Annotated in this window: 10 protein-coding genes; 3 read left to right on the forward strand and 7 right to left on the reverse strand. The window is 45.7% G+C overall.

Annotation, left to right across the window (positions count from 1 at the left end; translation table 11 throughout):
• Positions 1-64 precede the first annotated feature (64 nt).
• Positions 65-1,198: an S-(hydroxymethyl)glutathione dehydrogenase/class III alcohol dehydrogenase gene (locus tag B9J87_RS01585; RefSeq protein ID WP_013857421.1), complete on the forward strand. Its 1,134-nt coding sequence runs from the start codon at positions 65-67 to the stop codon at positions 1,196-1,198.
• A gap of 51 nt (positions 1,199-1,249) precedes the next feature.
• Complete coding sequence (gene fghA / locus B9J87_RS01590) at positions 1,250-2,092, forward strand: S-formylglutathione hydrolase (RefSeq protein WP_094149241.1); 843 nt, start codon at positions 1,250-1,252, stop codon at positions 2,090-2,092.
• A gap of 63 nt (positions 2,093-2,155) precedes the next feature.
• Here the strand turns inward: fghA and B9J87_RS01595 are convergent, their stop codons facing one another.
• The 5 genes from B9J87_RS01595 to B9J87_RS01615 all read right to left on the reverse strand — a co-directional run bounded on the left by B9J87_RS01595 (position 2,156) and on the right by B9J87_RS01615 (position 6,825).
• The gene (locus tag B9J87_RS01595) at positions 2,156-3,715 is read right to left on the reverse strand and encodes an AbgT family transporter (protein WP_017045592.1); all 1,560 of its coding nucleotides are present in this window, start codon (positions 3,713-3,715) and stop codon (positions 2,156-2,158) included.
• A 256-nt stretch (positions 3,716-3,971) separates the two neighbouring features.
• Positions 3,972-4,385: a type IV pilus modification PilV family protein gene (locus tag B9J87_RS01600; RefSeq protein ID WP_013857425.1), complete on the reverse strand. Its 414-nt coding sequence runs from the start codon at positions 4,383-4,385 to the stop codon at positions 3,972-3,974.
• Complete coding sequence (locus B9J87_RS01605) at positions 4,375-5,679, reverse strand: hypothetical protein (RefSeq protein WP_094149242.1); 1,305 nt, start codon at positions 5,677-5,679, stop codon at positions 4,375-4,377. Before B9J87_RS01605 ends, B9J87_RS01600 begins: the two co-directional genes overlap by 11 nt.
• Complete coding sequence (locus tag B9J87_RS01610; protein ID WP_094128274.1) at positions 5,679-6,347, reverse strand: PilW family protein; 669 nt, start codon at positions 6,345-6,347, stop codon at positions 5,679-5,681. Before B9J87_RS01610 ends, B9J87_RS01605 begins: the two co-directional genes overlap by 1 nt.
• On the reverse strand, positions 6,325-6,825 hold the full coding sequence (locus tag B9J87_RS01615) for a GspH/FimT family pseudopilin (protein WP_017043370.1): 501 nt from the start codon (positions 6,823-6,825) through the stop codon (positions 6,325-6,327). Before B9J87_RS01615 ends, B9J87_RS01610 begins: the two co-directional genes overlap by 23 nt.
• Before the next feature lie 102 nt (positions 6,826-6,927).
• Between B9J87_RS01615 and B9J87_RS01620 the strand changes: the two genes are divergently transcribed.
• The gene (locus tag B9J87_RS01620) at positions 6,928-7,359 is read left to right on the forward strand and encodes a type IV pilin protein (protein ID WP_026028109.1); all 432 of its coding nucleotides are present in this window, start codon (positions 6,928-6,930) and stop codon (positions 7,357-7,359) included.
• A gap of 109 nt (positions 7,360-7,468) precedes the next feature.
• Here B9J87_RS01620 and dnaJ read toward each other — a convergent pair whose 3' ends face one another.
• A complete protein-coding gene (gene dnaJ, locus B9J87_RS01625) occupies positions 7,469-8,611 on the reverse strand; it encodes a molecular chaperone DnaJ (RefSeq protein ID WP_026027474.1) in 1,143 nt (380 codons plus the stop codon).
• 286 nt (positions 8,612-8,897) lie between these two features.
• Positions 8,898-10,805, reverse strand: coding sequence for a molecular chaperone DnaK (gene dnaK, locus B9J87_RS01630; RefSeq protein ID WP_013857431.1), 1,908 nt, complete (start codon positions 10,803-10,805; stop codon positions 8,898-8,900).
• Positions 10,806-10,874 lie beyond the last annotated feature (69 nt).

Genomic DNA, 10,874 nt, shown 5'->3' on the forward strand with positions numbered 1-10,874 from the left:
GGGAATATACTGTCACTCTCCCCAACTCACTTGAAACTTCAAGTAACGTGCAAAGGAAAATCTTATGTCATCACATCAATTCATTAAATCTCGCGCGGCGATTGCGTGGGGGCCAAATCAACCACTAAAAGTCGAGGAGGTTGACGTTATGTTGCCCCAAAAAGGCGAAGTGTTGGTGCGTATTATTGCGAGCGGCGTTTGTCATACCGATGCCTTTACGCTATCTGGTGAAGACCCTGAAGGGATTTTTCCGGTTATCCTCGGCCACGAAGGCGGCGGTATCGTTGAGAGGATTGGTGAAGGGGTAACCAGCGTCGAGGTAGGAGATCATGTCATTCCCTTGTACACCGCAGAGTGTGGTGAATGCAAATTCTGTAAATCAGGTAAAACTAACCTGTGCCAAGCAGTACGTGAAACGCAAGGAAAAGGATTAATGCCGGATGGCACTACACGTTTCTATAAAGACGGCCAACCCATTTTCCATTATATGGGTTGCTCCACCTTTTCTGAGTATACCGTGTTGCCAGAAATTTCCTTGGCTAAGGTCAATAAAGCGGCTCCATTAGAAGAGGTCTGCTTGCTCGGTTGTGGTGTCACAACGGGCATGGGCGCGGTGCTCAATACGGCCAAAGTTAAACAAGGTGATACTGTGGCCATCTTTGGCCTAGGCGGCATCGGGCTTTCCGCCATTATTGGCGCAAGAATGGCTGGTGCCAGCCGTATTATTGGCATTGATATCAATGAGAATAAGTTTGAGCTTGCTACTCAGCTTGGTGCAACGGACTGCCTGAACCCGAAAACTCTGACTAAACCAATCCAAGAAGTGATTATTGAGATGACTGATGGCGGTGTTGATTTTTCTTTTGAGTGCATCGGTAACGTCAATGTAATGCGCCAAGCGTTAGAATGCTGCCATAAAGGCTGGGGAGAATCGGTCATTATTGGTGTGGCTGGCGCGGGCCAAGAAATATCAACTCGCCCTTTCCAATTAGTGACGGGCCGAGTATGGCGTGGTAGTGCATTTGGCGGCGTAAAAGGCCGCTCGGAACTGCCACACATTGTCGAGCGCTATCTGGCAGGCGAATTTGGTTTGCAAGAGTTTATTACCCATACCATGGGTTTAGAGGATATAAACCAAGCCTTTGATTTAATGCATAAAGGCGAAAGTATTCGTTCTGTGATTCATTTTGACCAATAAGCCTTAATAGCCAGCCCTTTTTTCTTAAAGGGCTGGGTGGGGAAACTTGCTATGCACATTGAAAACATTAGCCAAGCCAAAGTATTTGAAGGCTGGCATAAACAGTACACGCACTCATCACAAGTACTAGGGTGCAGTATGCGTTTTGCTATTTATCTTCCACCTCAAGCGGCCTACCAATCGGTTCCGGTGTTGTATTGGTTATCCGGCTTAACATGCAGCGATGAAAACTTCATGCAAAAAGCTGGCGCATTTCAAAGCGCGGCTAAGCTCGGTATCGCGATTGTTGCCGCCGATACCAGCCCAAGAGGTGAAGGTGTTCCTGACGACCCGCAAGGAGCGTATGATTTTGGCCTTAGCGCAGGATTTTACCTCAACGCAACTCAAGCGCCTTGGGATAAGCACTACCAAATGTACAGCTACATTGTGCAAGAACTTCCAGCCTTAATAGAGCAACATTTTCCCGTAAACCAACAGCGAGCGATTGCAGGACACAGTATGGGTGGCCATGGTGCGTTAACCATCGGATTGAAAAACCCTCAACGCTATCGCTCGATTTCAGCCTTTAGCCCGATAAGCAACCCAATACACTGCCCTTGGGGGCAAAAAGCCTTTCGCCACTACCTTGGTAATAACCAGCAAGATTGGAAACAATACGATGCGGTTGAATTGCTCACCACTCACTCATCATCCTTACCCATTTTGGTTGACCAAGGAGAGGAAGACCCGTTTTTACACGAACAGCTTAAACCTGAACGCTTACTCGCCGCTGCACAAGCGAGCAATAGCCCACTCTCGTTAAGAATGCATAAAGGTTATGATCACAGTTATTTTTTCATTCAAAGTTTCATTGATGATCACTTAACATTTCACGCGCAACATCTGTACAAATAAGATTGAAAAAGCCCGCGATACACTCGCGGGCTTTTAATTCAGACTCGATAAATAACGTTAACGCTACAAGCTGTATGTGTAAGGCGCTTGCACCCCTAGCGGAATACCAAAAGCCCAGTAAGCGAGCAGGAACAGCGTCCAACCAATCAGCATCGCAATGGAGAAAGGCATCATCATTGAAGCCAAGGTGCCAATGCCCGTCGATTTTACATAACGTTGGCAATACACCACGACTAATGGGAAGAAGACCATCAGTGGAGAGATAATGTTAGAAACCGAATCGCCCACCCGGTAAGCCGCTTGCGATAGCTCAGGAGAAATCCCTACCGCCATCAGCATAGGTACCAGAATTGGACCAATCAATGCCCATTTTGCCGAGGCCGAACCTACCAGCAAATTAACGCTAGCCGTGAGTAAAATCATCCCCACAATCGTTGCTTGGCCGGGTAAGTCCATCGCTTTTAAGCCTTCAGCGCCATACAATGCCAACATAGTACCAATATTAGACTGACCAAACGCTGATAGGAACTGAGCACAGAAGAACGACATCACTATGTATGCGCCCATCGTAGCCATGGTGCCAGACATCGCTTTTATCACGTCATTACTGTTTTTAAAGGTGCCAGCCACTCGGCCATACACAATTCCCGGAATAATAAACAAGATAAAAATCAAAGGAACGATCGACTTCATCACTGGCGCAGAAAAGGCCGTTAGCTCACCATCAGGCGAACGCAGTGCTGAGTTTTCTGGGATCAAAGCCGCTACTAGTAATGCAATACCTACCACCATTGCCCAGCCAGCAAAACGAAATGCTCTCGATTCCGTTGCGCTGAATGTTCCTAGATCAGGCGCTATTTCCGCATCTTCATCGACAGGCATATTCGCTAGACGAGGTTCAATAATTTTCTCAGTCACATACCAACCAATCGCAACGATGATCACCGAAGATAAACCCGTGAAGAAAATGTTCGCCAGCGGATTCACTATGTATTGAGGATCCAAAATTTGTGCGGCGGTTTGTGTAAAACCAGCGAGCAAAGGATCAATACCAGAAGGGATAAAGTTCGCTGAAAAGCCACCAGAAACACCAGCAAATGCGGCTGCAATACCGGCCAGTGGATGACGCCCTGCCGCATGGAAAATAATCCCACCCAGAGGAATCACCAATACATAACCAGCATCAGCAGCCGTATGCGACACTATCGCCACCAAAATCAGCATCGGTGTTAGTAGTTTCGCTGGCGTGAAATTTAGCATTTTCTTAAGGCCTGTAGTGATAAACCCTGAAGAATCAGCCACTCCCACACCGAGCATGGCAACCAGCACGATACCTAGCGGCGCAAAGCTGGTGAATGTGGTCACCATATTGGCTAGAAAACTCGCGAGCGCTTTACCTGTCAGTAGGTTATTAACTTGCAGTGCTTCACCCGTTCGAGGGTTGGTCAAATCAAATGTCACATTCGATAACAGTGCCGATGAAACCCAAACAATAATCAATGCCCAGAAGAACAAAATCGCAGGGTCAGGAATTTTATTTCCTGCACGTTCAATAAAATTTAAAAAGCGATCCATACCGCTCGGCTTCGGAAATGGTGCTTGTTTTACGACTTGGTTACTCATTCGTAACTCCATATGTGATGTTGCTGCTGTAGGCCTATATCAATTTATTTAGCCGACCTATTAATCGTCGGTTATTCTATAAAAAAGCCTCAACCAAAGCACAAGCTTCTACAGTTTTTTACAAAAACGGGGACATATTTTGCAAAAATGGCATTCCACCACAACAATCCAAACACATTTTTATGCTCTTTTTTCCCACAAATCAGTAACCAATTTGCAAAATCAAATATTTCATTTTTGTATAAGCATCGAGACGCTAATCAAACTCACTGAACTGCGAAATCATGGTTTTCAGCTCAACCGACTGCTTATTTCCCTGACGATCATGCCAATAGGACTCGATATAAATGGTTTTCAGTGAGCCCGATAAAGAGACCGTTGGTACTGACCAACTGAGTGTATAAAAGGGATGTGAGTTATCTTGTCCGTTAACAATATCACTATCAAAATTCGCTGGCGTGAGAGTAGAAATCGCGGCAGAAGCGCCACGGCTACGAAACCATTCCAACTTTTGTTCGGCCAAATGTAGTGCTTCGATACTATGAACGGCAAAATCCGCCTTTTGCTCAACCAACACTTGTAATTTGACCAAACCCAGTGCCCCAACACCAATTAGAACAAACGATATCATTACTTCTATTAGGCTAAATCCTTGCTGTTTAGAGATCATTCCATGAACCTTTTTGCCATTCCAACACAAATATATATTTTTGCGTTTTTTCTCCATTGTATGAAGGAATAAGCGAGCCACTTAAACGAATTGTTCTTCCTGGCGCATCCATCCCCAAACCGCCATCAAGTTTCATCGAGCCGTCAAGAAGAAAGGTAAAGTTATCCAATTTGCCAGCTTCAACATCATGTTTTTGGAAACTGGTTGGAAGCACACCTATATTAGCCGTTGAAGTAAATAAATCTGTCCAAACTGTTCCCACATCTAGACTAGATGGAGCATATTGATAAATCAGGCCGTCAAAATAGCTCATACTCTGGGTATAAAGTACACCATTGAAGATTAACAATTGGTTAGAATTATCCACAGACTGCGTCGCTGTGCCGAACACGTTGCCAGAAATGGCACAATTTCCCTCGATCCAAAAACGTCGTTTCCCCTGCTTGTAAGCTAAGTCTATTTTCTTACCGCATTCGTAAACCCAACCGCCAGGTGTATAATTTGTTGTGCTACCGTCGATTACTATTCCCTTGGTATCTCTTTTTATCTCAGCCTTTAGAGATTGAATATTGCTATCATTTAAAGGCTTGGAGAATATATCTTGAAACACCGAAATATTGGGGACATTTTCCAAAATATCTTGCCCTTTTACTGAACCACTGCCCGCATAAACTGGTGCTTTAGAGGGATCATATAAGTTAGACTTGTGAGTCGACTTACAAGTAAAACTTGGTGCGCCTAGTGGTCCTGATGCGTGTGACGAGTGTGATTTATCAACGGTAAGAAAATGCTCATCCGTCCCAGTTGTACTTGCAATGTAAGAAACTGAACCACCAGAAATAATAGAGGTACAGACACTGTCATTGATGTCACCCTTCGCCAATGGGACAAAGTGCATAGAACCAGTCAACTCAATTGAAGCACTCGTTTTAATCGTCGCTCCCAAACCGAGACCAGAGGTCAAAACCATTTTGTTTAATTGAGCATACCCCTTACTGGCTGTGACTAAATACTCATTAGCGCTTCTTTGGGTGACCAGAACATCAGCATTACAGCCATTAATAACGTGGTGTAGGGCGCTGGATAAACTTATAGAGCCTTCCTTAAACGTCGCAAAGGCACACTCAAGCCCGCCTTCTGCTCGCCAATGCTGTTGCCTCGCTTGCACCTCATTTTGTGCTCGTTTGATCTGAAAAAAGAGCGAACGGTAGGAGCCTAATGCCACCACTAAAGCGAGCACCAACAAAAGCGTGGTGATCAATAACGTTACAGCGCCTTGCTGAGCTTGCTTCATTACTGCCAATTCCTTTGTTTTATTGCCACTCCAAATGATGTTGATACACGGCTATCCCCCACCAACTCTGCTGCCATAGAGATCGTCATGTAGGCTGAGCTCACACCATTCGCCGCTAATGATGCTCGCTGGGCTTGAAAATGAGTCACATTAATCTGGTTAGTATCAAAAATAGCAGAGCAACCAGCCGTCGCTTGGGAAACGGTTTTGGCCCCTGAAATCACAGACGTCGGCCTGTCACAGACACCTAACGCGCCAGAAGTCATGACAAACCCAACATTTCTGATCTGTTTCGTTGCCCCCGTATCATCAAGGTAGGCATACGCAAGCGTTGATTGGTCGGCCGAAACAAAAACGATATCATCGCTATCCAATAACGTGAGTGAGTTACCATGACCGCCGTCATAACCTGCACGTTGAATATCTTGTTTGAGGTATTGCAGCGCGCCCGTCACTTGTTGCAGTAGCAGTAGCTCCTTGCCTCTTTCGGTCGCTACCTTCTGCCCAGTGATGAATACAGAGCCAATAATGGCTATCGCAATCAAGCCAAGCATGGATGCCACCATGAACTCAATTAACGTTGCCCCCATCTGCTTGGTTTCAGCGATATGAGCTTTATAGGTATGCTTTTTTGCTCTCGGTATGTTAGCTGCACTGCTTAAAACCAAAATAGTCTCCTCCATTACCACATAGGCGCATTCGTCCTGAAGGTCTATAGGTCGTGAATTTGAGTGCACCTTGGTGTGTTGAAAAATCAAGGCTCCCATTTACAGCTCGGCCATTAATGGCTTCAAAATGGATCTGATTTGACGGGTAATTCACCCCCAATTCAATATTGCGATAAGGTTGCCCCGATAGCGATGAAATCACTTGCCCCCCGGGATAGGTTCCTGAATTAGTCAGCACGATTTGCCATTCACCTTGGCTATTAACCGAACCCGACATGACAATATGCGCCCATAGCGGCTGCTTTCTCATTACTGCTTCCGAACGGGCGCTCATCATCAAGCCATTAATCTCACCCGCTAAACGTTGCATCTTTTGCGTATCACTGACTTGTTTGAAATTGGGAGCCGCTATCGTGAGTAAAATAGACAAAACGGAAACCGTGATAAGCAGCTCAAGTAAAGTAAACCCGCGAGCCATTTCCCAAATTCCTATGTAATTAAAATATGAAACAAAATTCACCTTGCGCGAATGCTATCACCTAATAAAAATAGCGGGTAAATCAACAAGGAACTCCACGTGATGATTCGAAATTCTAAATGCAACAACCACAACCGGCGGTCGTTCGGGATGACATTGATCGAATTATTGATTGCGGTTGTGATTATTGGCGTACTGTCTGCAATCGCTTATCCAAGTTATACCAAACACGTTTTAAAAGGACACCGAACCACCGCACTCGCCGATATGGGGAGAATTCAACTGGAACTGGAGCATCACTACGATAAGGGTTATGACTGGAGCGGGATCATTTCAGGGGGAAATTGCGTCATCTGTGAAAGCGATGCTGAACGCTATCAGTTTTCAGTCGCCAGCTCCGCAACCAGTAGCTACACCATCACCGCGACGGCGCAGAGCACCAGAGGCCAAGACAAGGATGAGTGCCTTACCAGCGATAAGGTCATGACATTGAAATCAACCAACGAATCCGCACCAAGCGCATGCTGGAAATAGAACACCACAAAGGTTCAGTTTGTGAGGGGAGGACAAAGTCATCCTGTATCAGGAACGAATAAGGCCTGCATTGCAGGCCTTATTGGATAGATAATAATTCAACAGTGAATTAGCTGGTTAAATCATCGAAGAACTTTTTCACGCCATTAAAGAAACCTTCTGATTTAGGCTTATGCTTATTTGCCGCTTCACCACCGCAAGTTTCTTCAAATTCACGTAATAGTTCTTTTTGACGCGCGCTCAGTTTCACAGGTGTTTCAACCACGAGTTTGACAACCAAATCACCGATCGCCCCACCGCGTACGCCTTTCACACCTTTACCACGCATACGGAACATGCGCCCTGTTTGCGTCTCTTCTGGCACTTTCAAGTTTACACGACCATCGAGTGTTGGAACTTCAACTTCACCGCCAAGTGCCGCCATAGCAAAACTTACAGGGACTTCACAGTATAAGTTGTTGCCATCGCGTTCAAAAATGTGGTGCTCTTTGACGTGAACTTGTACGTACAAATCCCCCGCTGGAGCGCCCATTTCTCCTGCTTCACCTTCGCCAGATAAACGAATGCGATCGCCCGTATCCACACCGGCTGGAATTTTAACATTAAGCGTTTTGGTTTTTTGCTTACGCCCCTGTCCATGGCACACGTTACATGGGTCTTTAATGATCTTACCTTTACCATGGCAAGTCGGGCAGGTTTGCTGTACAGCAAAAAATCCTTGCCGCATCTGTACTTGACCGTGACCATGACAGGTTCCACACGTTTGCGCAGACGAGCCTTTCTTCGCGCCAGTACCTTCACAAGAATCACAATGGACCAGTGTTGGCACTTCAATCTCTTTCGAACAACCACGAACGGCCTCTTCTAAAGACAGTTCCATGTTGTAACGCAAGTCAGCACCACGTTGTGCACGCGCTTGACCACCGCCCCGACGACCACCACCGAAAATGTCACCAAAAACATCACCGAAGATATCGCCAAAATCAGCACTGCCGCCACCAAAGCCGCCACCGCCCATTCCGCCTTGTTCAAAAGCAGCATGACCGTACTGATCATAAGCCGCTTTCTTTTGCGAATCAGTTAAAATTTCATACGCTTCTTTTACTTCTTTAAACTTGTCCGAAGCGCTGTCATCCCCTTGGTTTCTATCAGGGTGAAACTTCATTGCTAGGCGCTTGTACGCCTTTTTAATATCGCGCTCAGAGGCATCTCGGCCTACGCCTAATACTTCGTAAAAATCACGTTTTGACATCTTCTTCGTCACCAATTTGTTACCGCAAACGACACGCTGCCGCTTGGTGTTTATATCGACCTAACTAATGGCTCTAGATTCTAGTGAATTCAAACTAAAAAGACACTGTTAGTTAGATGGACACCAATGAGTTTTCATTAATTACAGACATACGGGCGTAAGAGTTACCCCAAACGCCCGCATCATACCGTTGATTTCATTCTTCTCTTAGAGAAGTTAGGGTGGGTTAAACTCGCGAGCCACCCAACCCTAGCCCTCCCCGTTGAAAAGGAGGGAAATCAATCAATTACTTTTTGTCTTCTTTGACTTCTTCAAACTCAGCGTCAACGACATCGTCTTCTGCAGACTGTTGTTGGCCTTCACCCGCTTGTTGTGCTTGAGCTTTTTGCTGAGCGATCTCCATCAGTTTTTGAGCAGCAGCCATAAGCGCTTGAACTTTAGCGTCGATCGCTTCTTTGTCTTCACCTTTCTTCGCTTCTTCAAGCTCAGTAATGGCCGCTTCAATCTTCACTTTATCGTCAGCAGGAAGAGCATCACCCGCTTCTTCAATTTGCTTACGAGTACCGTGAATCATTTGGTCCGCTTGGTTACGTGCTGTCGCTAACTCTTCGAACTTTTTGTCCGCTTCTTTGTTTGCTTCAGCTTCTTGGACCATTTTCTCGATTTCAGCATCGCTCAAACCGCCAGACGCTTGGATAGTGATCTTCTGCTCTTTGCCTGTTTGTTTATCTTTCGCAGACACGTGCAAGATACCATCCGCATCCAAGTCAAACACAACTTCAATTTGTGGCATGCCACGTGGTGCAGCTTGAATACCTTCTAGGTTAAATTGACCTAGCGATTTGTTGTACATGGCTTGCTTACGCTCACCTTGTAGAACATGGATCGTTACTGCATTTTGGTTGTCTTCAGCGGTAGAGAATACTTGATTCGCTTTAGTTGGAATCGTTGTGTTTTTCTCAACCAGCTTAGTCATCACGCCACCCATTGTCTCGATACCGAGAGACAGAGGCGTTACGTCAAGTAGCAGTACGTCTTTTACTTCACCCGCAAGCACACCACCTTGAATGGCCGCACCAACAGCAACCGCTTCATCTGGGTTAACATCTTTACGCGCTTCTTTGCCAAAGAATTCAGCCACTTTCTTCTGAACCATAGGCATACGAGTCTGACCACCCACTAGGATAACGTCAGTGATGTCGCCGACAGACAAGTCTGCATCAGCCAGCGCCACTTTTAGTGGCTCAAGCGAACGCTGAACAAGGTCTTCCACTAGAGATTCTAGTTTCGCACGTGTCACTTTCACGTTCATGTGCTTAGGACCAGCAGCATCAGCGGTGATGTAAGGCAAGTTCACATCTGTTTGTTGCGCTGATGACAACTCAATCTTCGCTTTTTCTGCGGCTTCTTTTAGACGCTGCATCGCAAGTGGATCAGTTTTTAGGTTGATGCCTTGCTCTTTTTTAAACTCATCAACGAGATAGTTGATCATGCGGTTATCAAAGTCTTCACCACCAAGGTGTGTGTCACCGTTAGTTGCTAGAACTTCGAATGTTTTCTCGCCTTCAACTTCATCGATCTCGATGATTGAAATATCAAATGTACCACCACCAAGGTCGTATACCGCGATAACGCGATCGCCACCTTGTTTGTCCAAACCATAAGCAAGTGCAGCCGCTGTTGGTTCGTTGATGATACGTTTTACTTCAAGGCCTGCAATACGACCTGCATCTTTCGTTGCTTGACGTTGTGCATCGTTAAAGTATGCAGGAACCGTAATAACGGCACCAGTAACTGGCTCACCAAGAAAATCTTCAGCTGTTTTCTTCATTTTCTTCAGAACTTCAGCTGAAACTTGAGGAGCGGCCATTTTTTGGCCTCTTGCTTCAACCCAAGCATCGCCATTATCAGCCTTCACGATTTTGTAAGGCATGATTTCAATATCACGTTGAACTTCTTCGTCTTCAAAACGACGACCGATCAAACGCTTAATTGCAAATAGCGTATTGGTTGGGTTTGTTACCGCTTGACGTTTTGCAGGCTGACCTACTAGCGTCTCACCATCTGTATATGCAATTACCGATGCAGTTGTACGTTCACCTTCAGCGTTTTCAATAACGCGAGGTTTGTCGCCATCTAAAACAGCAACACAAGAGTTAGTAGTACCTAAGTCAATACCAATGATTTTACCCATCAGGCTATCTCCAAATAAATTCTATTTTTGTTTTATGCTACCCCCTATGTGGGGGAGGGAGAACAGGGT

The sequence above is a fragment of the Vibrio sp. V19_P1S1T109 genome (assembly GCF_002241375.1).
GTDB classification, from domain to species: domain Bacteria; phylum Pseudomonadota; class Gammaproteobacteria; order Enterobacterales; family Vibrionaceae; genus Vibrio; species Vibrio anguillarum.

Excerpts from the sequence above, each read along its gene's own strand:
- B9J87_RS01585 (WP_013857421.1), top strand. The coding sequence starts at position 65 with ATGTCATCACATCAATTCATTAAATCTCGCGCGGCGATTGCGTGGGGG.
- fghA (WP_094149241.1), top strand. The coding sequence starts at position 1,250 with ATGCACATTGAAAACATTAGCCAAGCCAAAGTATTTGAAGGCTGGCAT.
- B9J87_RS01595 (WP_017045592.1), bottom strand. The coding sequence starts at position 3,715 with ATGAGTAACCAAGTCGTAAAACAAGCACCATTTCCGAAGCCGAGCGGT.
- B9J87_RS01600 (WP_013857425.1), bottom strand. The coding sequence starts at position 4,385 with ATGATCTCTAAACAGCAAGGATTTAGCCTAATAGAAGTAATGATATCG.
- B9J87_RS01605 (WP_094149242.1), bottom strand. The coding sequence starts at position 5,679 with ATGAAGCAAGCTCAGCAAGGCGCTGTAACGTTATTGATCACCACGCTT.
- B9J87_RS01615 (WP_017043370.1), bottom strand. The coding sequence starts at position 6,825 with ATGGCTCGCGGGTTTACTTTACTTGAGCTGCTTATCACGGTTTCCGTT.
- B9J87_RS01620 (WP_026028109.1), top strand. The coding sequence starts at position 6,928 with ATGATTCGAAATTCTAAATGCAACAACCACAACCGGCGGTCGTTCGGG.
- dnaJ (WP_026027474.1), bottom strand. The coding sequence starts at position 8,611 with ATGTCAAAACGTGATTTTTACGAAGTATTAGGCGTAGGCCGAGATGCC.
- dnaK (WP_013857431.1), bottom strand. The coding sequence starts at position 10,805 with ATGGGTAAAATCATTGGTATTGACTTAGGTACTACTAACTCTTGTGTT.